General features: G+C 39.2%; 24 protein-coding genes. 9 read left to right on the forward strand and 15 right to left on the reverse strand.

Going from position 1 to position 25,884, the window contains the following annotated elements:
• Positions 1-24 precede the first annotated feature (24 nt).
• Positions 25-1,185: a glycerate kinase gene (locus GKR92_11475; protein QMU62280.1), complete on the forward strand. Its 1,161-nt coding sequence runs from the start codon at positions 25-27 to the stop codon at positions 1,183-1,185.
• A gap of 13 nt (positions 1,186-1,198) precedes the next feature.
• Here the strand turns inward: GKR92_11475 and GKR92_11480 are convergent, their stop codons facing one another.
• The 9 genes from GKR92_11480 to GKR92_11520 form a co-directional block, all read right to left on the reverse strand.
• The gene (locus GKR92_11480; protein ID QMU62281.1) at positions 1,199-1,576 is read right to left on the reverse strand and encodes a hypothetical protein; all 378 of its coding nucleotides are present in this window, start codon (positions 1,574-1,576) and stop codon (positions 1,199-1,201) included.
• 138 nt (positions 1,577-1,714) lie between these two features.
• The gene (locus GKR92_11485) at positions 1,715-1,897 is read right to left on the reverse strand and encodes a hypothetical protein (GenBank protein QMU62282.1); all 183 of its coding nucleotides are present in this window, start codon (positions 1,895-1,897) and stop codon (positions 1,715-1,717) included.
• A gap of 325 nt (positions 1,898-2,222) precedes the next feature.
• Positions 2,223-2,816 (reverse strand): DUF2726 domain-containing protein, encoded by a 594-nt coding sequence (locus tag GKR92_11490; GenBank protein ID QMU62283.1) that lies wholly within the window; start codon positions 2,814-2,816, stop codon positions 2,223-2,225.
• Positions 2,817-2,925: 109 nt separating this feature from the next.
• Positions 2,926-4,386 (reverse strand): glutamate synthase small subunit, encoded by a 1,461-nt coding sequence (gene gltD / locus GKR92_11495; GenBank protein QMU62284.1) that lies wholly within the window; start codon positions 4,384-4,386, stop codon positions 2,926-2,928.
• A 41-nt stretch (positions 4,387-4,427) separates the two neighbouring features.
• Positions 4,428-8,981 carry a glutamate synthase large subunit gene (gene gltB / locus GKR92_11500; GenBank protein ID QMU62285.1) on the reverse strand — a complete coding sequence of 1,518 codons (4,554 nt, stop codon included), beginning with the start codon at positions 8,979-8,981 and terminating at the stop codon, positions 4,428-4,430.
• Positions 8,982-9,282: 301 nt separating this feature from the next.
• On the reverse strand, positions 9,283-9,471 hold the full coding sequence (locus tag GKR92_11505) for a hypothetical protein (GenBank protein ID QMU62286.1): 189 nt from the start codon (positions 9,469-9,471) through the stop codon (positions 9,283-9,285).
• Between the two features lie 66 nt (positions 9,472-9,537).
• The gene (locus GKR92_11510) at positions 9,538-9,996 is read right to left on the reverse strand and encodes an isoprenylcysteine carboxylmethyltransferase family protein (protein ID QMU62287.1); all 459 of its coding nucleotides are present in this window, start codon (positions 9,994-9,996) and stop codon (positions 9,538-9,540) included.
• Positions 9,997-10,034: 38 nt separating this feature from the next.
• Complete coding sequence (gene ttcA, locus GKR92_11515) at positions 10,035-10,865, reverse strand: tRNA 2-thiocytidine(32) synthetase TtcA (GenBank protein ID QMU62288.1); 831 nt, start codon at positions 10,863-10,865, stop codon at positions 10,035-10,037.
• A 32-nt stretch (positions 10,866-10,897) separates the two neighbouring features.
• Entirely contained in the window at positions 10,898-11,596 is a 699-nt protein-coding gene (locus GKR92_11520; GenBank protein QMU62289.1) for a rhomboid family intramembrane serine protease, read from the reverse strand.
• A gap of 244 nt (positions 11,597-11,840) precedes the next feature.
• Here GKR92_11520 and GKR92_11525 point away from each other — a divergent pair, with 244 nt between their 5' ends.
• Positions 11,841-12,062: a hypothetical protein gene (locus GKR92_11525; GenBank protein QMU62290.1), complete on the forward strand. Its 222-nt coding sequence runs from the start codon at positions 11,841-11,843 to the stop codon at positions 12,060-12,062.
• 8 nt (positions 12,063-12,070) lie between these two features.
• Here GKR92_11525 and dbpA read toward each other — a convergent pair whose 3' ends face one another.
• Complete coding sequence (dbpA, locus tag GKR92_11530; protein QMU62291.1) at positions 12,071-13,453, reverse strand: ATP-dependent RNA helicase DbpA; 1,383 nt, start codon at positions 13,451-13,453, stop codon at positions 12,071-12,073.
• A 238-nt stretch (positions 13,454-13,691) separates the two neighbouring features.
• Here dbpA and GKR92_11535 point away from each other — a divergent pair, with 238 nt between their 5' ends.
• Positions 13,692-15,305 carry an ABC-F family ATPase gene (locus tag GKR92_11535; protein QMU62292.1) on the forward strand — a complete coding sequence of 538 codons (1,614 nt, stop codon included), beginning with the start codon at positions 13,692-13,694 and terminating at the stop codon, positions 15,303-15,305.
• 27 nt (positions 15,306-15,332) lie between these two features.
• Here the strand turns inward: GKR92_11535 and GKR92_11540 are convergent, their stop codons facing one another.
• Both GKR92_11540 and GKR92_11545 read right to left on the reverse strand, forming a co-directional pair.
• Complete coding sequence (locus tag GKR92_11540) at positions 15,333-16,451, reverse strand: hypothetical protein (GenBank protein ID QMU62293.1); 1,119 nt, start codon at positions 16,449-16,451, stop codon at positions 15,333-15,335.
• The gene (locus tag GKR92_11545; GenBank protein QMU62294.1) at positions 16,420-17,271 is read right to left on the reverse strand and encodes a hypothetical protein; all 852 of its coding nucleotides are present in this window, start codon (positions 17,269-17,271) and stop codon (positions 16,420-16,422) included. The genes GKR92_11540 and GKR92_11545 overlap by 32 nt, the downstream gene beginning before the upstream one ends.
• A gap of 563 nt (positions 17,272-17,834) precedes the next feature.
• Here GKR92_11545 and GKR92_11550 point away from each other — a divergent pair.
• On the forward strand, positions 17,835-19,208 hold the full coding sequence (locus GKR92_11550; GenBank protein ID QMU62295.1) for a sodium:proline symporter: 1,374 nt from the start codon (positions 17,835-17,837) through the stop codon (positions 19,206-19,208).
• Between the two features lie 34 nt (positions 19,209-19,242).
• A complete protein-coding gene (locus tag GKR92_11555) occupies positions 19,243-19,734 on the forward strand; it encodes a nuclease (GenBank protein QMU62296.1) in 492 nt (163 codons plus the stop codon).
• A gap of 82 nt (positions 19,735-19,816) precedes the next feature.
• On the opposite strand, the gene GKR92_11560 is transcribed toward GKR92_11555, so the two are convergent.
• Together GKR92_11560 and GKR92_11565 are read right to left on the reverse strand one after the other, a co-directional pair.
• Positions 19,817-20,065, reverse strand: a complete 249-nt coding sequence (locus GKR92_11560) for a hypothetical protein (GenBank protein ID QMU62297.1) — start codon at positions 20,063-20,065, stop codon at positions 19,817-19,819.
• Between the two features lie 136 nt (positions 20,066-20,201).
• Entirely contained in the window at positions 20,202-20,555 is a 354-nt protein-coding gene (locus GKR92_11565; protein QMU62298.1) for a VOC family protein, read from the reverse strand.
• Between the two features lie 166 nt (positions 20,556-20,721).
• Here GKR92_11565 and GKR92_11570 point away from each other — a divergent pair, with 166 nt between their 5' ends.
• Both GKR92_11570 and GKR92_11575 read left to right on the forward strand, forming a co-directional pair.
• Positions 20,722-21,471, forward strand: coding sequence for an SDR family NAD(P)-dependent oxidoreductase (locus GKR92_11570; protein ID QMU62299.1), 750 nt, complete (start codon positions 20,722-20,724; stop codon positions 21,469-21,471).
• Positions 21,472-21,538: 67 nt separating this feature from the next.
• Positions 21,539-22,282, forward strand: a complete 744-nt coding sequence (locus tag GKR92_11575) for a hypothetical protein (protein ID QMU62300.1) — start codon at positions 21,539-21,541, stop codon at positions 22,280-22,282.
• A 21-nt stretch (positions 22,283-22,303) separates the two neighbouring features.
• Here GKR92_11575 and GKR92_11580 read toward each other — a convergent pair whose 3' ends face one another.
• Entirely contained in the window at positions 22,304-23,605 is a 1,302-nt protein-coding gene (locus tag GKR92_11580; GenBank protein ID QMU62301.1) for a hypothetical protein, read from the reverse strand.
• Positions 23,606-23,916: 311 nt separating this feature from the next.
• On the opposite strand from GKR92_11580, the gene GKR92_11585 reads away from it, so the two are divergent.
• Positions 23,917-24,393, forward strand: coding sequence for a hypothetical protein (locus tag GKR92_11585; GenBank protein ID QMU62302.1), 477 nt, complete (start codon positions 23,917-23,919; stop codon positions 24,391-24,393).
• 108 nt (positions 24,394-24,501) lie between these two features.
• Complete coding sequence (locus GKR92_11590; GenBank protein ID QMU62303.1) at positions 24,502-25,884, forward strand: MATE family efflux transporter; 1,383 nt, start codon at positions 24,502-24,504, stop codon at positions 25,882-25,884.

Here is a 25,884-nt window from a genome sequence, read left to right on the forward strand (position 1 = left end):
TGAACTTTATAAAAGTAATTCATTATGAAAAAAATTGTTATTGCTCCTGATTCTTTTAAAGGAAACCTCACTTCTTTAGAGGTGGCAAATTGTTTGGAGAAAGGTATAAAACGTGTTTTACCAAAAGTTAAATGTGTAAAAGTACCTATGGCGGACGGCGGTGAAGGTACAGTGCAATCTATGGTAGATGCAGCAAAAGGAAGGTTCGTTTCAAAAAAAGTTAAAGGCCCTGCTGGTAAGCTAGTAACCGCAAAATATGGCTGGCTGGCTAAAGATAAAACTGCGGTGATTGAAATGGCAGAAGCATCAGGTTTGCCGTTAGTTAAAGGGCGTGAGAAAAACCCATTGAAGACTACTACCTATGGTACTGGCCAGTTAATTTTAGATGCGATTAACAAAGGTGCTAAAAAGGTCATTATTGGAATTGGTGGTTCAGCAACAAATGACGGTGGCGTTGGCATGGCGCAAGCTTTAGGTGTGCGCTTTCTAAATGCCAGTGGAAAGGAGATTAAAGAACTTGGATCAGGCGGCATGATTGCAAAAGTGGCTAGTATTGATGCGCAAACCATTGATCCACGTGTTGCCAAGACAAAAATTGTAGTTGCCTGTGACGTTAAAAATCCATTGTTTGGGAAAAAAGGTGCATCCCATGTGTTCGGTCCACAGAAAGGGGCTACGTCAAAAATGGTGCAACAACTAGATGAAAATTTAAAAAATCTAAGTAAATTGATGAAGCGAGATCTCAAGCAAGATGTTGGTCGTATGCCAGGAGCGGGAGCTGCAGGTGGTTTAGGTGCAGGCTTAGTGGCATTTGCAGGTGCTAAACTAGAAAGTGGAATTGATATTGTAGTACAAGCAACCAATCTTGCTAAGTATATTAAAGGTGCGGATTTAGTGCTAACGGGTGAAGGACGCGTAGATTTTCAAACAGCCTTTGGTAAAACTCCATCAGGTGTAGCAAAAGCTGCTAAGAAATATAATGTCCCAGTTATTGCAATTGGCGGAGCGTTGTCTGATGACGCAAGGCAAGTGTTTGATCACGGAATTGATTGCATTGAAAGTGCCGCAGCTAAAGACATGACCTTAGAAATAGCAATTCAAAATTCTAAACAAGACCTAGCCAATGCAGCAGAGCGAGTAATTCGTATGCTTCTAATTGGTAAAAAAATGGCTACAAAGAAATGATGATTAATATAATTTAATCAATAAAGCTTAGTTTTAAGTCTTCAAAAGTATCTTTAGGTAGCCCACGGTTTTTTATAAACTGCTGTTTGAAATCGTTTTTAGCTCGTTCTAAATGTTGTCTGCACTCAGTAGATTTAACTTCACTATCTAGTACTTTGCAGCCGATTAGGGGTGTGTATTGCTTGAGAAAAGCCACTTCAAAATCATTTATTAATTTCTGTCTTACTGAATAATCTATATCACCCAACTGACTTTTAGAAGAATCGTTTTGTAGAGAGGCAACACGGTTATTCGCAGATGTGGTGCTGTGGGATGATAAATAATAACCAAATAGGAAGAGAGAAATGACGGTTATCCAAGGTATTAATGTTTTAGTAATCGTCCTGTTCATATGCTCAATAATGCAATATTAAATCATGCTGAGAGTATGGCTCCCGATAGAAGGGCTGACTTAGCTTAGAGGCTGTAAGTGACTTAAGTTTTTACATAGTGTGTTGTTAGTATTGCAAATTTAAAATTTATGTAGAGCTTATGAATTTGATTGATCTTTGGTGTTTTTGTCTGTCATAACCATCCAAGCTTTGAATCTTGCGCGTTCAATAAATTCTACATTCCCTTCAATGTTGTCGCGGCGATCAGATGATTTCCTTCTGTCTTCACCCTTGAATTGGCGACGCTCGCCACCCGTTCTCCGTTCTTGGAAATGTGCCATGCTCTCTCCTCTAGTTGAGCAGGGTTAGGGTTCACCATCTGATTATAAAGGTAAAGTTAGGCTGAAATGAACGGCAAATAAAAACCGACAAACGGTAACTACGGATAGAGCGTCAAAATTACGCTCACTATGTGACAAGAAAGAAATGCATTTTTAAAGTTATTATAACTTATCATCCCATTCTACAACTTCATCATGATCAAGCGTAATGAGCAGACCTTAGTGCCTACGTTCTAAGGGATAGTATTTCCATACTTCTTTAGTTTTAGTTTTTAGTACTTTTTGGTCAATCTCTTTTAGTTCATCACATGTGACACTAATGTAGTTATGCAGCCTTGCTCATTTTGTAATCACGTAGACTACCCAGCACAGCCGATTTAATTTCTTGAGCAGAATATATCTGCCTAGCGGTAATTCGTATCAATGGAAAGCTTGCACTTTCACATGCAGCATTAAGAAAAGCATCGCGTTTTTTTCTATCTGCCTGATTGTTGCTACGATCATCTAACTCAATTGCAGCAATGATTTCATATGTGTCTTGACTGCAGAGTAAGAAATTAAAATGTTTGGATTTAATTTTATTGAATGAGCTAGTCCACTCATTTTTAGAAATACCTGTTGTTGGCTGCAGTACATCTGCAACTCTGACCTTCATCAATATTATGAATTGACTGCAAAGACCTTGTGATAAGACCTTGTAAAAATTCTGCTCTGCTCGAGAAAGAATGTATTGGTTTACTTGGAACGTATAAGTTGGAGTACTAACTTCAGGTAAACGTGCGCTTGGCTCAAGTCTCAGTTTACTTATTTCATGTTTCTGTGCGGCTTTAGTTTCTGATTTTTTAGCATTTCTTTCAGTAAGCCATTTTATGATCGATGCACCGATTAAAATCAGCGCGCCTAGAACTAACCATTCCATACTTCACTCCACCTTGTTATAAGGTTGTATGGTTGATTAGTTTACGTATGTAATAAACCGCTTCCTGATAGCCGTTCGAACTAACTCGCTAAATGGCAGTGTCGTCAATTTATTGGCCCATACTGTCAGGAGATACAGGAGCTGGTAATTCGCTAGCGCCCATTAAGAAACTATCCACCCCTCGCGCAGCACTGCGTCCTTCGGCAATAGCCCATACAATGAGACTTTGTCCGCGCTGCATATCACCTGCGGTGAAAACACCATCAACATTCGTCATCCAGTTTTGATCACAAACTACATTGCCACGGGCGTCAAGTTCGACTCCAAGTTGTTCTAACATGCCAGGTTTTTCTGGGCCTATAAAGCCCATAGCAAGCAAGGCTAGGTCGCAGGGTAGGGTTTGTTCGCTACCGGGCACTTCCTCGAAACTCATGCGGCCATTATTATTCATTTCGACCGTTATGAGTTCCAATGCTTTTACATTGCCATTGCCATCATCTATAAAACGTTTAGTAGAAACAGAATAAACTCGTTCCACACCTTCTTCATGTGCAGAAGCCGTGCGAAAAACACGAGGCCATTCTGGCCATGGATTATTCGTGCTGCGTGCTTCAGGTGGTTTTGGCATAATCTCTAATTGATGAACTGATTTAGCCCCTTGGCGATTCGAAGTGCCTAGACAATCTGCACCAGTATCACCACCGCCAATTATGACGACATGTTTATCTTTTGCATTGATGAAATTATCGGCTATTGAGTCACCTTCGCAGAGTTTATTCTGCATAGGTAAAAACTCCATGGCTTGATGAATTCCTTTTAGCTCACGGCCTTCTGCAGGGAGGTCGCGCGCAGCGCATGCACCACCTGTTAGGATTAAGGCGTCAAACTCATTGCGAAGATCATCAACGGAAATATTATCGCCTACATGTGTGTTGGTTTTAAACGTTACGCCTTCGGCAATCATTTGCTCCATGCGACGATCAATAACTTTCTTTTCCATTTTAAATTCAGGAATGCCGTAACGCAGTAGACCACCAATGCGATCAGCGCGTTCAAAAACGGTTACATCATGACCCGCTCTAGCGAGTTGTTGGGCGGCTGCTAAGCCTGCTGGACCAGAACCAACAATGGCAACATTTTTACCGGTTTTATTTTCTGTTATTTGAGGCAGTACCAAACCATTTTCGAAAGCTTTATCGATGATGGTGAGTTCAATACCCTTGATAGTAACCGGGTCATCATTGATACCCAGCACACAAGAGCCTTCGCATGGCGCAGGACATAAAGTGCCCGTGAATTCAGGGAAATTGTTAGTCGCATGCAGTCGTTGGATCGCATCTTCCCATTGGTCTCGATATACCAAATCGTTCCAATCCGGAATTAAATTACCAAGGGGACAGCCTTGATGACAGAAAGGAATGCCGCAATCCATGCAACGTGCAGCTTGGTCTTGTAGTGGGTCAATAGGCCATGGAGCCATCACTTGGCTCCAGTCTTTAAGACGGACTTCAACGGGGCGATACGGTTGTTTTGCCCTGGTGTATTCCATAAATCCTGTAACTTTAGCCATGTGCAAGTTCCATCATCATCTTATAATCCATATTGTTTTTATTACCCGTGCGCGGCTTCCATTACTGCTTCATCCACTGAGGACCCCTTTGCTTCAGCTTTCTTTATGGCTGCAAGTACGCGCTTATAATCTTTTGGCATCACTTTAATAAATTTGCTCTGATATTCATTCCAGTTATCTAATATATTGCAAGCAACGGTGCTCTTGGTATAGTCACCATGATGAGTTAGTAAGTTCTTAACCACTTCTTTATCTTCATCATCCAATTCATCAAGATCAACCATTTCTAGGTTGCACAATATTTTAAACTCTTCTTTGTTGGCTAACACGTAAGCTTCACCGCCGGACATTCCTGCTGCAAAATTACGGCCTGTAGGCCCAATGACTACTACGCGGCCACCCGTCATGTATTCACACCCGTGATCGCCTATCCCTTCAACTACTGTATGCACACCACTATTACGTACGCAAAAACGTTCGCCTGCCATGCCGCGAATGTAGGCTTCACCAGATGTAGCGCCATATAACAACACGTTGCCGACAATAATATTTTCTTCGGGTATGAAAGTAGATTTACTGGATGGGTAAACAATAATTTTTCCACCAGATAAACCTTTTCCTAAATAATCATTCGCATCACCTTCTAAGGTCATGGTGACACCTTTAGGGACAAAGGCGCCAAAACTCATTCCTGCTGAGCCATGGAAGTGAGCTTTAACCGTATCTTCTGGTAAGCCTGCTGCACCATAACGCTTAGTAATGTGATAACCCAAAATGGTACCCACTGAGCGATGGATATTTTTTACTTCCAGCGAAACTTCTACTGCTTTGCCGTTATCAATTGCATCTTGAGATAGTGGCACTAATTGAGTGACGTCCAATGATTGCTCAAGACCATGATCTTGTGTGGTGGTGCAATACGACTTAGTGTTCATTGGATTGGTTGGTGTGTGCAGAATGCTACTGAAATCAAGTCCGTGCGCTTTCCAGTGATCTATAGCGTTATTCACATCTAAACGCTTCACTTGCCCAATCATTTCCTCAAATGTCCTGAATCCAAGTTTTGCCATGTATTCGCGAACTTCTTCGGCAATAAACTTAAAGAAATTTTCAACGAATTCAGGTTGCCCTGTAAATTTCTTAGTCAATTCTGGATTTTGAGTCGCCACACCTACTGGGCAGGTGTTTAAGTGACAAACACGCATCATAATACAACCCATCACTACAAGTGGCGCTGTCGAGAAACCAAATTCTTCAGCACCTAGTAAAGCCGCAACGATCACATCGCGTCCGGTTTTTAATTGCCCATCAGTTTGCACAACAATACGGTCACGTAAGCCATTCATCATTAGTACTTGCTGAGTTTCTGCTAAGCCTAACTCCCATGGCAGTCCAGCATGCTTTAAGGAGCTCATGGGTGATGCACCCGTGCCGCCATCATAACCAGATACCAGTACAACATCTGAATGAGCTTTTGCTACACCCGCGGCAACAGTTCCTACACCCACTTCAGCGACTAATTTCACATGAATGCGCGCTTCAGGATTAGAATTTTTTAAATCGTAGATTAGCTGGGCTAAATCCTCAATCGAATAAATGTCGTGATGTGGCGGTGGTGAAATTAATCCAACTCCTGGAGTAGAGCCACGTACTTTTGCGATCCACGGATACACTTTAGTTCCTGGCAATTGCCCGCCTTCCCCCGGCTTTGCGCCCTGTGCCATCTTAATTTGGATGTCATCGGCATTAACTAAATATTCACTAGTAACACCAAAACGACCGGATGCAACTTGTTTGATGGAGCTTCTTCTAGAGTCACCATTTTCATCAGGCGTAAATCGATCAGAGTCTTCGCCACCTTCGCCAGTATTTGATTTACCACCAATGCGATTCATTGCAATGGCTAAAGTCTCGTGTGCTTGTTTACTGATTGAGCCATAAGACATTGCGCCGGTTGAAAACCGTTTCATAATGTTCTCAATTGGCTCAACTTCTTCTATAGGAATTGCGTTGTCTGAAAATTTAAAATTAAATAAACCACGTAAGGTGGCCAAGTTTTCATTTTGTTCGTTTACTTTGTCAGTATATTCTTTAAATATACTGAACTGTCCGGAACGTGTTGAATGTTGCAACTTGAAAACGGTATCAGGGTTAAATAAATGATATTCACCATCACGACGCCATTGGTATTCACCGCCCCAATCTAGGTCAGGACGTTTAGCTGTACGCTCAGGGAATGCATTGTGATGTCGAATACTCATCTCTTTTGCAACTTCTTCTAAACCGATTCCACCAATGCGTGAAGCAGTCCAAGTAAAATATTGGTCTACAAATTCTTTATTAAGACCGATCGCTTCAAATACTTGTGCGCCACGATAGGATTGCACTGTAGAAATACCCATCTTCGCCATGGTCTTGGTTAAGCCTTTGTTAATGGCCTTTGTGTAATTTTGTACTGCTTTTTCTAATGGCATTTCAGGCAAATGACCTTTACCGATCATGTCGCCTAATGATTCAAGTGCAAGGTACGGGTTAATGGCACCAATGCCATAACCGATTAGTACTGCAAAATGATGTATTTCACGCGGTTCGCCCGATTCAAGAATTAACCCCACTTTAGTGCGCGTACCAGAACGAATTAAATGATGGTGTACACCTGCAGTAGCAAGAAGAGCAGGAATCGCTGCTAGTTCTTGAGTGATACCACGATCCGAAAGAATAATATTTGCATATCCATCTGTAATCGCTGCATCAATATCAGCAAATACACTTTTAAGGGCTTTATCTAATCCTGCGCCTGCATCCGCAACACGATATAAAATAGGTATGGTTTTAGATTTTAAGCCGGCATCCGCTATTTCACGTATTCGAGCTAAACCATTATTAGCAAGAATAGGCGAAGGCAGTCTGACTTGTTTACAGCTATCTGCAGTGGCCTCTAATAAGTTTTTTTCTGGTCCAACAGTGGTTGCTACTTGGGTAACCAATTCTTCACGTATGCCATCTAAAGGTGGATTGGTAACCTGCGCAAACAACTGCTTGAAATAGTCATATAGTAAGCGTGAGCGATTCGATAACACAGCTAGTGCAGTGTCGGTACCCATTGAGCCTGTTGGCTCTAGGCCATTGGCTGCCATAGGTGCCATGAGCACGCGTAAATCTTCGTGTGTATAGCCGAATGCTTGTTGTCGTTGTAACAAGGTGTCTTTGTCACCTGTATCTACATCTTTAGGTACAGGTAAATCTTCTAATGCAACTAGATTTTCTTTTAACCATTGTTCATAAGGATGTTGTTCAGCAAATTCTTTTTTAATCTCTTCATCATCGATTATGCGACCTTGTTCAGTATCCACCATAAAGATTCGTCCTGGATGCAAACGATCTTTAATTAATATGTTTTCTGGCGGAATATCTAGCACGCCAACTTCAGAAGCCATAACTACCATGTCATCTTTAGTGACATAGTAACGTGATGGACGCAGACCATTACGATCTAGAACGGCTCCCATAACATTGCCATCGGTAAATGCAATCGAAGCTGGGCCATCCCAAGGTTCCATTAAACAGGCGTGATACTCATAAAAGGCTTTGCGAGCAGGATCCATGGTTTCATGCCCACTCCAAGCTTCAGGAATCATCATTAGCACAGCATGAGAAAGTGGCCGGCCACTCATATGTAAAAATTCCATTACGTTATCAAATGTAGCGGAGTCACTGCCGCCTTCTAATACGATAGGGAATAATTTTTCTAAATCTTCACCAAACACATCTGACTTGCATAGCGGTTCACGTGCACGCATCCAGTTTGCATTGCCACGTGCAGTATTAATTTCACCATTGTGTGCAACATAACGAAATGGATGGGCAAGTTCCCAAGCAGGGAAAGTGTTGGTGGAAAAGCGTTGATGTACCAACGCCATGGCCGATTCAAAATCAGGTTCAGATACATCTGGAAACATGGGTTCAAATTGCGAACCGGTAAGCATACCTTTGTATATACAGGTACGGTGTGAGAGTGATGGGATATAAAAATGCTCACGCTCAGAAAGTTCTACATTATTATAAATGGTATGTTCGATGCGCTTACGAATTACATATAATTTACGTTCAAAAGATATTTCATCATTTATATCTGCGCTGCGGCCAATAAAAATCTGTTTAAACGTTGGTTCACCATCTTTAGCCATTGAACCCAGAGAAGATGAATCGATTGGTACATCTCGCCAACCTAAAACCTGTTGGCCTTCTTCTGCAATAATTTTATGAAACTCTTCTATACAGTGCTTTTGTTGGGTGACATCGTTTGGTAAAAACACCATGCCTGCACCGTATTGGCCGTATTCTGGTAGTTCGAATCCAAGCTCATTGCAAACGCGAACAAAAAACTTATGCGGTAGTTGGGTAAGCATACCCACACCATCACCGGTATTCTCTTCACAGCCACATGCGCCGCGATGGATTAGGTTCTTAAGAATGGTTACTGCATTGTCTACAATCTTGTGTGACTTGCGACCTTTAATATCCACTACAAAACCAACGCCACAGGCATCATGTTCATAGGCAGGGTCGTATAGCCCCTGGTTGGATTGCCCCATGTGGGATTTAATAGTGGTGGGCTTATTAAAAATTCTCATCTCGACTCAAAAACCTGGGTGTATTTATACTTATATATAATAGTTGTGCATTTTAGATGCTTTGGGCCTGAATCGATCTAGTACAAAAGAGTAACGATCAAGCGACAGCGTACATAATTTGAGCTAGTTGCTATGCGCATTATGTAGTTGGCCCGAGAGTGTTTTATGCAAACGGCCGCGAATTATAGAGGAGTACGAACGAATCCTCTAATAACCACAAAATATTTGCTGTTTTACATTGAAAACAGCCGTTTTGTTGATTTTAAGCTTTGGTAAGGAATAGTGCGCCGATGATCAAGATAACCGTAGCCGCTTGGAGACCTATGCGAATCCACATAAAGCGTTCACCAAAATCTTTATCAAGTGAACCGCCGATTCCCATTGATAATAAGCCTAAACCCAGCGCTGATATGGTTCCGAGTAATGCCAGTATTATTACTATGTTAAGCATGATGTTTCTTTTTCACATTTTTAGTAAAAATATTATGCCATGACAGTAAGCTTAAAACTCCGTTGACTAGTATATATATGGTAAAAATCGATAGCTTTTCCGTTGATAATTAAGGTATTCAACAAATCTCATAAGTAATAGCTTTTCTTCTTTATTAGCTTTTTTTATAACAGAACTCATTACCATCACCAAACCCACCGCATTCACCCAGTGAAAGTTATAAAGTGTAATGCCTAACATCATCGCAATTAAACTTGTATACATGGGGTGTCGAATATAACGATAAGGTCCAGTAGTGATTAGCGTTGCCTGATGTTTAATTTCCGGATAGACACTGAAGTTACCGATTTTGTTATAGCAAAGTGTATGTATGCCTAAGATCGCACCAAATACACAAAAAATTAGCCAATAAATTTTACCTGCATTTAGTAGGCCAACGGGGTAGCAACAAAAAGCAATGCCAGTCATTTGTATGATTACAAGTAAATGGCTAGAAATAGGATAATGGGCGAGAAAATTTTTCATTTCTTTTCTCAATTAGAAAGAAAAGTTAGAAATTAAGTTTAGTTAGGTAAAGCGCTAAACATTAATTTTTCTTCATTCTCTTTAGTTGATGAGTCAGAGTTCATGGTATTGAAGTCAAATAAACTAGTGTCTAATAAATGACTGCTAGTAATATTTTGCATGGAGCGGAAGATATTGCTCACACGGTCAGGAGACTGTTTGTCCCATTCCTTAAGCATATTTTTTATGCGCGTTCGCTCTAAATTTGGTTGTGATCCACATAAATTACATGGAATGATAGGAAACTCTTTTCGCTCGGCGTAGCGAGTGGTATCTTTTTCGCGGCAATATACTAAAGGCCGAATTACCACATTGCGTTTATCATCGCTGACTAGTTTTGGTGGCATAGTTTTAAGTCGCGAACCATGAAACATATTTATAAACATCGTTTCGACTAAGTCGTCCATGTGGTGACCCAGTGCAATTTTATTGGCACCTAATTCTTGTGCAGTGTTGTATAGAATTCCGCGACGTAAACGTGAACATAACGAGCAAGTAGTTTTTCCAGGTGCAATTTTCTCTTTAACAATGCTATAGGTATCTTTTTCAATAATGCGATAATCAATATTTAGTGCATCAAGGTAATTGGGTAAGACATGTTCTGGGAAGCCAGGTTGTTTTTGATCTAAATTTACCGCTATTAGCTCAAATTTAATTGGCGCAACGGATTGCAGCTGCGATAACATGTCTAGCAAAGTATATGAATCTTTTCCACCAGAGAGGCACACCATAATACGATCACCATCATCAATCATATGGTAGTCAGCAATCGCTTTACCGGTTTGCCTTCTTAACTGTTTTTGCAGTTTTATAAATCTTTGAGAATACATATCTGATATCTTACGTGAAAACGATCGAAGTATTATTCGGCTTTTCCACTTTCTTTTGCATCGCTATCAACCTCACTCCAAGCTTCACCAATAACAGAGTCTTCCTCGTCTTCGTTTTCCCAGCTGTACTGTTTTGCAGGTGGAGTAGGGTCGTAATTTCGAAAAATAACTGCGCAGATAGCGCCGAGACCCGCTCCCCAAAAATGGGTCTCAAAAGACACGCCTGGTTGATGCGGAAATATTCCCCATATCATCGTGCCATATAAAAAGAACACCAATAGAGAAAGTGTGATGGCAAGTCGATCTCTGCGTAGAATTCCAACTACAAATACAAATGCCATAATGCCGTAAGTAAGACCGCTTGCACCGAAATGAAAAACAGGTCTCGCGGTAAACCACACTCCTAGTTCGGCAAGTATCCATACTACAAAAAGCACAACCCAGCGTGAGCGTGGATAGCCATATAAAAGTGCTGTACCAAGAATCAGTAATGCGGGTGTATTAGAAATTAAATGTTCAAATGATGCATGAATGAGCGGAGCGGTAACTACTCCTATTAAGCCTGATAATTGTTGTGGGTGTGTGCCAAGCTTAAAAGTATCTAGGCCTGCAAAAAACTTTAGTAATTCGATTGCCCATAAAATAACTACAAAACTCAAAGCAATATAAAAAGCTTTTTTTAATATCAAAACATCTTGTGGCGATGAGCGAGTGGAAGGGATGCTTAACATAGAGTGCTAATAGTCAATCAAATTATTTTGTGCATATTTAAGCATAATAAATCAGTAATCTTGAAGTGTGTCACTAAAATATGGGTACGCCTGGAGCAGACTTCAAGTTGTTTTATGGCTTTATTGAAAGACTTTATCGCTAAAGGTGGCCCAATTATCCTTGATAATGACTACTAAACTTGCGGATAGAGTAGATAAGGTTCATGGTCTAATTGTTACGATATTTTGACTAGAGGCAAGTATCATGATTTTTCTTGGAATAAGAGTGCAAGACGTGCTCAGTAAATCGCATGGTAAAATTATTGAAGTGATTAAACGTGGAAACATTATCGAGAGTTTTCGCATTCAACTAGATAGTGGCCATATTGTCACGCGCAGTCGTGATGAATTGTTCATGAAGGAAAAGAGGAAGCCTTTGTTTATGCACCTAGCATGGGATGCTGACAAGGAAGCCCTTGAAACTTAATGTACAGGCTACCGTAATTTACGTGCTCTGAATTTACGGCCCTTAATTTTCCCTTCAGAAAGTATTTTCAAAGCTTGCTTAGCAATAGGGCGCTCTACTGCTACAAAAGCTACATGATCAAATATGTCAATTTTGCCAATTTGTTTACCTGGAAGAGACTGATTTGCAGTTAATGCCCCCAAAATATCACCAGCACGAACTTTTTCTTTGCGGCCACCGTTAATGCATAAAGTCACCATGGGTGGACTCAGATTAAAGTTTTCTCTGGATTTAAGCGTAGAGGGCTTTTTTATAGTCGCTGGAGTATGTTGATAATCTTCAATAGCAGTTATTTTTCGAATTTCAGAAATCATAAACAAGCTTAATGCTAATCCAACATTGCCAGCACGTCCCGTACGACCAATACGATGGATATGTACTTCAGGGTCAGGAGATATTTCAAACACAATTACTGCACTCAAATCCTTAATATCTAAACCGCGTGCGGCCACATCTGTAGCTACCAGGATAGAAGTGCTTTTATTCGCAGCTTGTACCAGTACTTGATCGCGTTCTTTTTGTTCCAGATCACCGTGTAAGGCTAAAGCATGAAAACCCTTTCTCCATAACTCATCCGCTAATTCTTGGCACTGTTGTTTGCGATTACAAAACACCAAGCTAGATTCAGGTCGGTAGTGTTCTAGTATGGCCGTTAATGTTTTAGTGCGCTCACCTTTTTCTATTTCATAGAATACTTGTTTAATCTTCTTATCGTCATGCAAACTTTCTACGCAAATATCGATGGGATTATTCTGAATAGATTTACTGATGTTTCTAATTTCATCTGGGTAGGTTGCAGAAAAGAGCAGGGTTTGCTTTTTTTGTGGTGTTTTTTCAATAACATTCGTTATGTCTTCTAGAAAACCTAGGTCCAACATGCGATCGGCTTCGTCTAATACTAATATCTTAAGTGCATTGAGTTTTAAGGTGCCTTTTTGCAAATGCTTGAGTATTCGCCCGGGTGTTCCCACAACTATATGTGGATTGCGTTCTAGTGAAACTAACTGAGGGCCAAGTGGTTTGCCTCCGCACAGAGTGAGGATATTAGTATTCGGAATTGCGCGAGCGAGTCGACGCAACTCTTTGCTAACTTGATCAGCAAGTTCTCGAGTAGGGCAAATTACTAAAGCTTGAGTTTGGTAATTTTTAGGATTAAATTTTTCCAATATACCAATAGCAAAAGCTGCAGTTTTACCGCTACCCGTTTTTGCTTGAGCAAGCACATCTTTGCCGTCCAGTATATAAGGCAGGCTTTGTGCTTGGATAGGAGTCATTTCCTGATAGTCTAAAGACTCAATATTAGTGAGTAGTTCGGGAATTAATGGCAGATATGAGAAAGTAGTTGTGGACACAAGTAAATTGATTAGTGAGTTCTTATAGCAAACCTTATCATCCATTGGCTATGGTGGTAGCTAATACATCCAAATGTGAATAGAAAAACCATTAGTACTTTGAATATGTACGGCTAATTTCATCTGAGATTACAAACTTCACAATATTGCACGGTTTCACTCGACGATTAAGCCACAAAACTTTATAGTACGCTGCGTTTAAAAGGCTTGTTCATCTACTTCTGCAGGAATACTTCAATTGATTACTACCGCAAATATCACCATGCAATTTGGTGCAAAACCATTATTTGAAAATATCTCTGCAAAATTTGGTGATGGTAATCGTTATGGCTTAATTGGAGCTAATGGCTGCGGTAAATCTACCTTTATGAAAATCATGGATGGCAGCCAAGTGCCTACATCAGGCAATGTTTCCATTACCCCTAATGAACGTTTGGGTAAGTTGAGCCAGGACCAATTTGCTTTTGAAGAGTTTTCAGTGATTGATACGGTGATCATGGGTCACCAGCAGTTATGGGAAATTAAACAAGAGCGTGAGCGTATTTATTCATTGCCGGAAATGTCTGAAGAAGATGGCATGAAAGTAGCTGATTTAGAAGTAGAGTTTGCTGAATTGGATGGCTACAGTGCAGAAAGTCGTGCTGGTGATTTATTACTTAGTGCGGGTATAGAGCTAGAATTTCATAATGGTCCGATGAGTGAAGTAGCGCCTGGTTGGAAGTTGCGTGTGTTATTAGTGCAAGCTCTATTTTCAGACCCAGATTTATTACTGCTCGATGAACCAACCAATAACTTAGATATTAATACGATTCGTTGGTTAGAAAACATCTTAAACGAACGTAAAAGCACAATGATTATCGTCTCGCACGATAGGCACTTTCTAAATGCAGTATGCACGCATATGGCGGATATGGATTTTGGTGAACTGCGTGTTTATCCAGGCAACTATGATGACTTTATGATTGCATCTACAGCAGTGCGCGAACGCATGCAATCAGAAAATGCTAAAAAGAAGACGCAGATTGCAGACTTGCAACAGTTTGTTAGCCGCTTCTCAGCCAATGCATCGAAAGCCCGTCAGGCGACTTCACGTGCTAAGCAAATTGAAAAGATTCAGCTTGAAGAAATTAAACCTTCAAGTCGACGCAGTCCTTTTATTCGCTTTAACCAAGAGAAAAAAATACATCGCAACGCCTTGACTATAGAGGGCCTTGGCCATGGATTTGATGGCGAAGAGTTATTCAATGGTGGAGAAATGATTATTGAAGCAGGAACACGCTTGGCAGTAATCGGAGAAAATGGTGTAGGGAAATCAACTTTTCTACGCTGTTTAGTGAATGAGCTTAAACCTGATCTAGGCATGATCAAATGGTCCGAGAATGCAAACTTAGGGTACTGCCCACAAGATACAAGCAACGAGTTTGAAGGCAATATGAATTTATTTGACTGGATGGCTCTGTGGAGAAAACCCAGTCATGATGATGAGGCAGTTCGTGCCACGCTAGGTCGTTTATTATTTTCTTCAGATGATTTTAAGAAACAAGCTAAAGTGTGCTCGGGCGGCGAAAAAAATCGCTTGTTGTTTGGAAAGTTAATGTTGTCTGATGCGAATATTTTGGTATTAGATGAACCTACTAATCACCTTGATATGGAAAGTATCGAATCCCTCAATCTCGCACTAGAGCACTATGAAGGTACTTTGATATTTGTCAGCCATGACCGCGAATTTGTTTCATCTCTGGCTAATTGTATTGTAGAAATAAAAGATCAGCAGATGCAATTATTTCACGGCAACTATGAAGAATATCTTGCGAGCCAAGAGCAGTCTGAGCTTGTGAGCACAGGGACGTAAAAATTTTAGTGTGCTTTACAATTTAGCTTATAAACCGACATAAAATTCTTTATGTAATCTACGTGCCTGCATAGGCCACTTGTCACGCTTCACACGACCTTTGTAGGTTTTAAGTTTGCTGTCTATCATCACTATATCTTCAGCGGTTAGGTGAGCAATTTGCTCATAATGATATATGCCTAGACGATGAAGTTTTCGTTCCAGTGTTGGCCCAACACCATTAATGAGTTGCAAATCATCTAACTCGCCAGTGGGTCGTTTCATTCCAAGAGGCTTCATTTTTGATTTGCGGTTAGTGCGTTGTGGTGCGCGTTTTTGTGTAGTTTTCTTCGTCGCTGCTGGAATCTTATTATTCCGAATCAAAGCGCGTGCTTGTTTAATCCAGTCATCACGATCAATGCGCCCCCTGAAATTTAGCAATTCATCTACAGTGTTAACATCTTTAAGATTAAAGCCAGCAATCTGCTCAAAGTAGTAGATTCCGCATTTGTGTAACGTCTTTTCAAGTGTTTCGCCTATTCCTGCAATGAGTTTTAGGTCGTCTGGCTTGCGAGTTGGTTTTTTTAAGCCATAGGGTTTGATTTTGCGTTTTGGGGCTTTTGTAATAGCTTTGCCATTTACAGTGGCTAGTTTGGCCGAACCATTTGCTTTGGATGCACCGTTACTCTGTGAGCCTCCATTGCCATTTGCTTTAGATTTACCATTGATGTGGATAACATTGCCATCTTTTGCGCTGTTACCATTTTTACCATTTGCTGTTTTTCTACTACTGTGACCATTTCCATTACTATGTCCGTTACCGTTTTGGATAGCAGTGCCATGGCTTGGTTTTAAAATCGCTTTCTGTGCTTCTTTCATGAACACTTCTAGTTCGTGAATATGTGCATCACGTGCAGCAATGGTACTTTTTAAAGCAGGAATTTTTTGCTGTAATGTATGCACCTGCTGCTTTAGCACATTTGAGTCAGTGCTGCGTGCTTCAAGCTGATCTCGTAATGGAGGGAATTGTTTAGCTAAGCGGCTCACTTCGCTTTCAAGTGCTGCAATACTCGAATTACGTTGTTTTAGTGAGCTCTCTAAAGATGGAATGTGTTTTTGTAGTGAATTGATTTCGTTATTTAAAGCAGGAATATGTTTTTTTAACATCGTTTAATTCTAATAGGGAATCTTTGTATTGCTTAGATACTAATTTAACTTGGTTTTCTAATACTAATATTTTCTCATCACGTTCTCTTAATTGAAGATTGTTTGTAGCGCTGTTATTATCACGTGAATCCAGTTCGTTCTGAGCAACTTTATACATTTCATTAGTGTTATTTAATTCATTTTGTAAATTAGTTATAGACACCGTTTGGTTATCATGTTTTTTGTCTTGCTGTAATAGTTTTTCTCGCAATTTTCCTAACTCATTGTTTAGCGAGTTGTTATGTTTGTTAATTTCGTCAAACTTATTCTGTAAAACCCCAAGTTCCTCATTTTTATTTTTTAATTCAAGACCATTATTGTTATAACGCTGAGTGGCTTGACCAAGCAAGGTTTTAAGTTCGCTTATTTCATTTGGTGTGCTGCGTAAAATTTCTAATTCTTGTTTATGTTCTTCAAGTTCTTTGTTAGCAATTTGATTACGTGTAGATGTTTCTCCTATTTGATTCTTTAATTCCTCAATCTCATAATCTGCTTCACTTGTTAGAGTTGCTGCGCCACTTAGTTTTCTATTTAGTTCGTTCTTTTCACTATTGAGTGTATCGATATGCGTTATCCTATCTTTAAGTGCTTTCTCAACTTCATTGAAATCTTTAATTACTGACTTGTATTCACTATCTAAACTTAAATAACGAGTACGCCAATTTGCTTCAACTGACTGAAGTCGGTTTTTTAAACGACCCCAGATAATCCATCCCATAACTAAACCCAATATAAATGTTGCGAGAAGTGTAAACACAATATTGGAAATTAAATAAGTCATCTTTATTCTCTCTAGCGGGTTATTTTTATAAGGTGCTTGGCATTAATTTTTTTAATAGGATTTGCCTACTTTGAACGGGTGTTAATAATTGTTTATACCTATTTTTACGACAATTCTTTGACAATATTATTACATTCAGGGAAATAGAGGTACTATTTTTAAGGTAATAGTCCACAAAAAATTTTTATTAATAAAACAGTTAATGTAAAAGATTAAGTATTTAACGTAAGTGAAAAATATTTAATTATTACTTATGAATTTTTGATGTACAGAAGATAACTTTAAGAATTTTTATAATTATTTTTTACTAATTTAAATATATTGCCTATAAATTAAACGATATAAGATCCCAAATCGTTAAAAGACTTTTATCAATGTGCTTTGTGGTTATGCTTTAATCAATGACACCCATAAGATTTGAGCGATGTGATTTAGTTCAGCGACTACGCTAATGTTTATCAAAGACCTCTGTAAGTAAATTCATGTTATTCCTGTCATATATAGGCACAATTCTCATATATTTTGCTCAAACTAATAAATTTAAAAAGATATAGACCTACATAATGGAATATGCGCTGATCGCTATAGCAGGCGTAATTGCTACCTTGTCTATTGTATTTGCACCCATCGCAAAAACAGTAAATACGTTTTTTTCGGGTTCATCATCACAGGGTGAAGCACCAAGTTTAATTACATTAACCTTCTCTCAAGTCACTACCTGGATATTTGCACGTTCTTTAATGAACGCTGCCATTCTTGGTTATTACTACGGAATATGGGGCACACTTGCTTATGCGCTTTACTATTTGTCGTTTCTAACTGGCGGTAAAATAATAGATAAGTTGCGCTTTGAACAAGGATTTGCAAGTGTGCAAGATTTTTTACAAGCACGTTTTGGTCGTATGGGGGTCACTTGTTACAACATTGTGATCATCATTCGTCTAGTAAGTGAAGTATTTGCTAACTTACTAGTGATAGGCATGCTGTTTGGCATGGCAGGTTCGAATGCTTACATTCTGGCCATCATTGCTTTTTCTGCAGTCACTTTACTGTATTCAATGTTAGGTGGATTACATGCCTCTTTGAAAACGGATGTGTTGCAGATGAGTATTTTTGTATTTGTACTTTTAATGTTACTTGCTACGGTTTTAGGGAGTGGGCAATTTGCGATTGCTGATTTAGCATTTAAAGAGTTTCAATTTGATCAACCTGGTCCAATATTAATGCTAGTGGCATTATTACAAATATGGAGCTACCCAATGCATGATCCAGTAATGATGGATCGAGGATTTATAGCAGACAGAGATACTACGCGTAAAAGTTTTTACCATGCGGCTTGGATAAGTATTATTTGTATTATTGCATTTGGTGTCTTGGGTGTTTGGGCGGGCGCGCATGCAGGAGAAGGCGATACTATGAATACCGTGCTGATACGGTTACTAGGTGACTGGCCAATGCTGCTGTTTAGTACCACCTTAGTTGTTTCTGCGATGTCTACACTCGATAGCACGTTATCTAGCTCTGCAAAATTAATTGCTGTAGATATGAGACTTGTAGGTACCAGTGTAAAAAATGGTCGAGTAATTATGTTGGTGTTTATGTTGTTGGGATTGCTGTGTGTATTTTTTGGCAATCAAGATCTTTTCAGTGCTGTGGCAGTGAGTGGAACTGCATCGTTATTTCTAGCGCCAGTAGTGTTCTTTTCTATCTTTGGCAAGCAAAAAAATATTCCAAGTTGGAGTTATTTGTTTGCTTTTATGATCGCCATATTAGGTGCAGGGCTCTATTTTCTTGAATCATCAGGTCATACTCAATGGCTAGGTGATGCGCATAAGTACACTAAGTTGTTAATCATTTCATTAGTGATTTTAGTCACAGGTTGTGCGTTATTTTTTGTGGGCCAATTAAGCTATTCACGCAATAGAAGTCTTAATTAAAAAGAATATTCATTTCTGTTTTACTATAGACCGTATGAAGTTAAGCAAGAAAGTTATATGGTTTGCTTTACTGCTCAGCGTAGTTGCATGCGAAGACTTTTCTTTTAATGAAGTTTATGAAGGAAAGGTGGTGAATGTACTGGATGGAGATTCAATAAATATTATTCAACAAGGCAAAGAAGTTCGCATTCGACTAGCAGAGATTGATGCTCCTGAGCGTAATCAGCCATTTTGGAAGCAGTCACGAAAAGCGTTGGAAGAATATGTGTCTGGAAAAACTGTTTCGGTTGAGGAGTTTGATCGTGATCAATATGGCCGCATCGTCGGGCATGTTTACATAAACGATACTTGGGTGAATGGTGAGTTGGTGCAACGGGGCTATGCTTATGTGTACGACCGTTATGCAGTTTCTAAGAAATTATACCAGTATCAAGCACAAGCAGAGAAAAATAAACTAGGTATATGGACATTACCTGAAAGTCAAAGAACTAAACCTTGGGATTGGCGCAAAAAAAATAAAAAGTGAACTCTATTACTTAATTTTAAAATTACCTTTAAATATACGGTATAAAAATTTATGTTTATTTATATCATAAGAGAAGTTTGAGCTAAAAAACCAATACGATAATAAAAAACAGGAAAGCTGCGCCATAAAATCCCATAAATCCCCAATAGTCTGTTGGTTCGGAGTTACGATGTTTTTTAATGGCCCATGATTCCATTTCTGTCACACTGGCAAGTAAGCCTTTGCTGCAGCCTTTAACCCATACAGCTTGGGTAAGCCATCCTTCAATCAGAAGAAAACCAGTAAATAGCGCTCCAACGAAAAAAAATAGAGTTTGTAATAGAATTAGCATTATTTTTGTCCTTTTCTTAATTCAGAATAAGGGTAGTTCAACAATTCTAGTATTTTAGAAGATGCAGAGAGGAGCTAATAAGATCAGGATGCTTAGATAGTTGTATTTAGACGATAAACTAGCCGTTTCCAGCAGATTATTTATCTGACCAAACCGCATACTCGTTTCCATTTGGGTCTGCAAAATGAAAGCGCCGACCGCCTGGGAAAGGAAATATATCTTGAATGATTGTTCCGTCTGCATTTTTAATTTTAGTTTGTGTTGCTTCTAATGCATTACTATAAAAAACTACTAAGGCGCTACCGTCTTCAGTTGAAGTGGTTTTATCTGATGTGAAAAAACCGCCATCAAGACCTTGATTTTCAAAAGCAGTGTAGTCTGGCCCGTAGTCAGTAAAGGTCCAATCAAAGGCAGCAGTGAAAAATGCTTTTGCCGCATTAATATCTTTAGCCGGAAATTCTACGTAATTAATTTTTTCATGAATATTCATAAATTCTACCTATCAGTCTTAGAGCTAAATCGGTATGCGATATTTGTTAATCGTATACTTTTTTTGTAATACACTCGATATAAATTCTGTCATCTATATACAGTATAACTGCTCGATATTCTGTGCATCGAGATAGTAAATTTATCAAACAATAAAGGGGCAATCCATGACGACTTCATACGACATTAAAGGAAAAACAGCATTAGTAACGGGTGCAAATCGCGGCATTGGAAAAGTGATTGTAGAAACCTTAATAGATAAAGGTGGCGTTAAAAAAGTTTATGCAGCCGTTAGAAATCTAGACTCAGCTAAACCTTTAATAGACCAGTACGGAGATCAAGTTGAGGTTATTTTAATTGATTTAGAAAAACCAGAAACAATAAAGCAAGCTGCAACTAAGGCGACGGATGTAGATATTATAGTAAACAATGCGGGCGTGCTCAAAACATCAACACCTTTAGATGCAAATGCTTTGGACAGCATGGCGTATGAAATGGATATGAATGTATCGGGTTTAGTAAGAATGGCTCAAGCCTTTGCACCGGTATTAAAAAAGAATGGGGGTGGAGCATTAATTCAACTTAATTCATTGGCATCGATAAAGAGTTTTGCACCCTTTGCAACCTACAGTGCATCTAAGGCAGCAGCATATTCAATTACGCAAGCCTTGCGTGATCTTTTAAAAGAGCAAGGAACAACGGTTGTGAGTGTGCACCCAGGACCAATAGCCACCGAGATGGCTGATGCAGCTGGTATCGGCGAAATTGCAGAACCCCCTAGCCTAGTTGCGGATAGTATTCTTGAGGCGCTTGAAAAAGGAGAGTTCCATGCGTTTCCTGATTCTATGGCAAAACAATTTGAGGGTGAATATCAAGGATTTGCAGAAAATATCGTTAATGCCAATCTACTAGGGTAATAATTTTCAAACTGAGAGCGAAAAGAGTGTAATGCTCTTTTCGTTTTTTATTTTCCCATTATAAGTAATGACGAAAACATTAGTGCTTCAGTCTCACCAGCTGCCTTTGCCTGCAAAATGGATGCAGAAGTGTGTAGATTCTGTAAAAAACTGGGCTGAAACTAATAGTTTCGATTATAAATTTATCGGCGATGAGCTATTTGATCATGTGTCTGCTGAAATTTTAGAAAAAACTAAGAATCAACGTGTGATTGCCACAGATTTGGCGCGTTTGATTGCACTTAAAAGCTATTTGGCTGAAGGGTATGAAACGGTAGTTTGGTGTGATGCTGATTTCCTTATATTTTTTCCAGAAAAGTTTAATCTTCCTGATGAAAAATACGTAATAGGGCGAGAAGTATGGGTGCAGAATGCAGATGAGGCTTCAAATAAGCTCACTGCATATGTGAAAGTTCATAATGCTTTTATGATGTATAAACAAGAAAATGCCTTTCTAGATTTCTACATCGATACGGCCGAGCGTCTGTTGGCAAAAAATAAAGGTAGTATGCCACCTCAATTTATTGGACCAAAGCTGCTAACGGCTATTCATAATGTTGTGCAGTGTCCAGTGCTAGAAGCGGCAGGTATGCTAAGCCCATTGGTTATTAAGGATATCGCCAATGGAGGCGGCTCAGCGCTTGATTTGTTCCAACAGAAATCTTCACAGCCTATCGCTGCAGTTAATTTATGTGGTTCTTTATTTGAGAAAGGTGAAGTGAGTGCTGGTGAAATTGATAGCTGTATTCTTGAATTACTAAAGTTGTCGTAAAATTATCTCTTAAAAGTCGGTTTATTTGGCTTTTTCTCGATTAGAGATTGGAACTATTTTCTTGGCTTCGTGAAATAGTTTTTCAAGTTCGCGAATTCTTGTTTCTTGTGTGGATAGCTCATTGCGTAGAGGTGAAACTTGTTCTTTGGCCTGAGTTAGCACATTTTCAAGTGAAGTGATTTTGCTGTCACGTAAATTAATCGAAGTGTTATAGGACTCTAGTCGCTCTTCTTGTGCAATTAGCTCTTGTTCAAGCGTAGAGATCTTATCGTCTCGTAAGCGAATATTTTTTTCCAGGTTTGGAATGGCTTGATTAGCATTTTCAATTTTAGTTTGTAAGCTATCAACTACCATGCGAGCCTCGCTCATCTCGGTTTCAAGCAATCGTGTGTGTGTACGTTCAGCTTCTATTGTTTGGTTAAGCTTTTTAACTTTATTTTCACGATCAACCAGCTGGCTCTGGATTTTTGTTAGTTCAGCTAATTGAAGTTCTTGCGCTTGAATTTTGATTTCATGTAGTTCAATAGATTTCTTATCTTTCTCTATTTGTTTCTGTAATAAGTTTTCTCTTTCGGTGCGCTGTTCCACTTCACCGGTAAGCTGGTAGATTTTATTATCAGAGTGGCCTAGCTCATCTTGCAACTTTTTTAGCTCAACACCACGACTATTGAATTCTTTACTAATAGAGTTAAACGATAAAATCTGACTATCTAATTCTTCAATTCGATTGGTTAAATGAATGCGTTGATCTTCAAGGGCTTTGCTTAATGTTTGATTATCGCTATCTGCTTGTTTGAGCTGTGTTCTTATTTCTTGAATATCAATAATCTTAGAGCGCAGTACAGAAATTTTCTCATTATGGCTTTCAATTTGACTATCACGTTCTTGTAATTGTTTGCTAAGAGCTCGGTTGTCTTCGTCCGCACGATCAAGTTGTATTTTTAAAGGTTCTAAGTCAGAAATACTTTCACGTAGAAAGGAAATTTCATCATTAAGGTCTTGAATCTCAACTTCATGTTCTTGATGATTTTTGCTGAGAGTATTGTTTTGTTGAGTAGCCTTACCAAGTAAAGTTTTTAATTCGGTAATCTCAGATGGTTTGTCTTTAATATCATCGATGAGTTTGGCTTGTTCATTTGAATATTCGACTGCAGTTTTTAGTTTGGCTTGTAATTCATCACGTATAGAACTAGCAGCTTCATAAGCAGAACGAAGTGAAGCTAATTCATTTTCGGATGCACCAAGTACGGGAATCTCAAGACCTAGCTCAAGCTCATGTGTATCGGCTTGTTGCTCTTTTGATGGGGAATCCAGAGTGGTCATTAAGATATTCTCTCCCTAAATATAAATCGATGGGCTGTACGCTAAAAATCAGCTGTAGTTTTCCCTTAACCATATGAATCTTAATACATTTGGCGATGAATATTAACCAATAAGTATGCTCTCGAACTTGCTGGAAAATTGAGCAATTAGGTACATAATTCATTACTTTTTATATGGATCAATTCACAAAATATCAGTTAGTTATAGCCTTTTTTAGTGTATATAAAGAATTTTTGTGAAATACGTCAACCCTACGGCAGTACTAAGCGTTGTAGGCAGTATCAATAGCGAAAAGTAGAGGAGAAAAAAGGATGAACATTAAGAAACGGCTCATATTAATACCAGTAGGGATGCTGCTTTTAATTGCCACGGTACCCTCACATGCCAGCGGTGTGTATGGAAATGTAGGTTATAACGATTATCCATGGAGCATACTGGTTGGCTATAACGGTGGATACGGTTATGACCGAGGACATAGGCATGGGCCTAGCTGTGGACACGGAAACTACAAACGCCACTACAAACGTCATTATAAGCGCCATCATGATTATGGGCATCACTATGGCCATCGTTATCGACACCATTACAAGCACAAGAGACATCACTATAAGCGTGATCGACATCATTACGATAGACATCGTGATCGTCGACATCATGCTACTCATGATCGACACAGAGATCGACATGAATATCGCCGAGATCGTCACCGAGACAGACACGACTCACGTGATAGAAGAGATCGTGGACGAGATGGTGATCGAAGAGACCGACGTCGTGATCGTAGATAAACTGCTCTAATTATTTAGCTAATTAAAAAAAGCCCTGCATAGCAGGGCTTTTTTTATGCAAGTTTTTAAAAAATTTAAACCTAAGTAAATATCTGTAAGATTCCCCACATGTTAAAAGCAATGCAACATCGATGGGCAGAAGAGAGTGGATACCGTGAAGTTTTAGTAATATCAATCCCTTTAATTTTAAGCACTGGTGCTTGGAGTATTTTATTATTTTTCGATCGTATGTTTCTCGCTTGGTATTCACCTGCCGCAATAGCAGCCGCAATGCCAGCAGGGATGACAAGTTTTGCAATGTTGTGTTTTTTCATTGGAACGGCAGCGTATGTAAATACATTTGTTGCACAGTATTACGGAGCAGAAGAGGACCATAAAATTGGTGCTATCGTATGGCAAGGTATTTACTTCAGTGCAATGTCGTTAGTAGTGATTATTCCTGCCTACTTCTTAGCCAGTAAATTCTTTGCAATGGTAGGGCATGCGCCAGAAGTGCAAGTACAAGAAACGCTGTATTTTGAAATATTAATGTATTCAGCCATGTTTATGGTGCTGAATAATGCATTAGGGAGTTTCTTTTCGGGTCTTGGGAAAACAATGGTTGTAATGTGGGTAAGTGTAATAATTACCATCATCAATATAGCGCTAGATTATATTTTCATTTTCGGAAATTTTGGGTTCCCTGAAATGGGCATTCGCGGTGCTGCTACAGCAAGTAACATCGCTGTCATATCTGGTGCGCTACTATATCTATACCTAATTTTTCAAAAAAAATACCGTGCTAGGTTTAATTTAACATCCTCTTGGAAATTAGATAGATCGCTATTTAATAGATTGATCTACTTTGGCGCTCCAAATGGACTTAGATTATTTATTGATATGACTGCCTTTACTGGGTTTCTTTTGATTGTCGGAACGCTTGGCACATATGAAGGTGTAACTACTAACATCGCATTTAATATTGAAGCACTATCTTTTCTGCCGATGGTGGGAATGATGATAGGAGTTGCAGTCATCGTTGGTCAAAGACTGGGTGAAAACAAACCTGAACTTGCAGAAAAAGCAGCATGGTCTGCAATTCATCTTGCACTCGCATTCTTTGGTGTACTTGCAGTGTTGTATTTAACCGTTCCTAAAATGTTTATCTACCCATTCACCTTGCACGGAGGATTAAGTGAGTTAGATAACAGTGTTGAAACCATTGTGGTGTTATTAAGATTTATTGCATTCTTTTGCCTGTTTGATGCAATCTTTTTAGTGTTCCTAGGTGCATTAGAAGGCGCAGGGGATACGCATTTTATTATGAAAATGAGTATTCTAATTTCTATATTTTTATTAGTCGTACCCTGTTATTTGTACATACGATATTTTGATGCAAAGTTACTAGGACTTTGGTGGATTATTACTTTAAATGTAGTGATTTATTGCTTGGTATTTTTCTGGAGATTTAAAACCGGCCCATGGAAAAGTATGCGGGTGATATCAGATTAA

This window comes from Gammaproteobacteria bacterium (assembly GCA_014075255.1).
GTDB lineage: Bacteria > Pseudomonadota > Gammaproteobacteria > UBA4575 > UBA4575 > JABDMD01.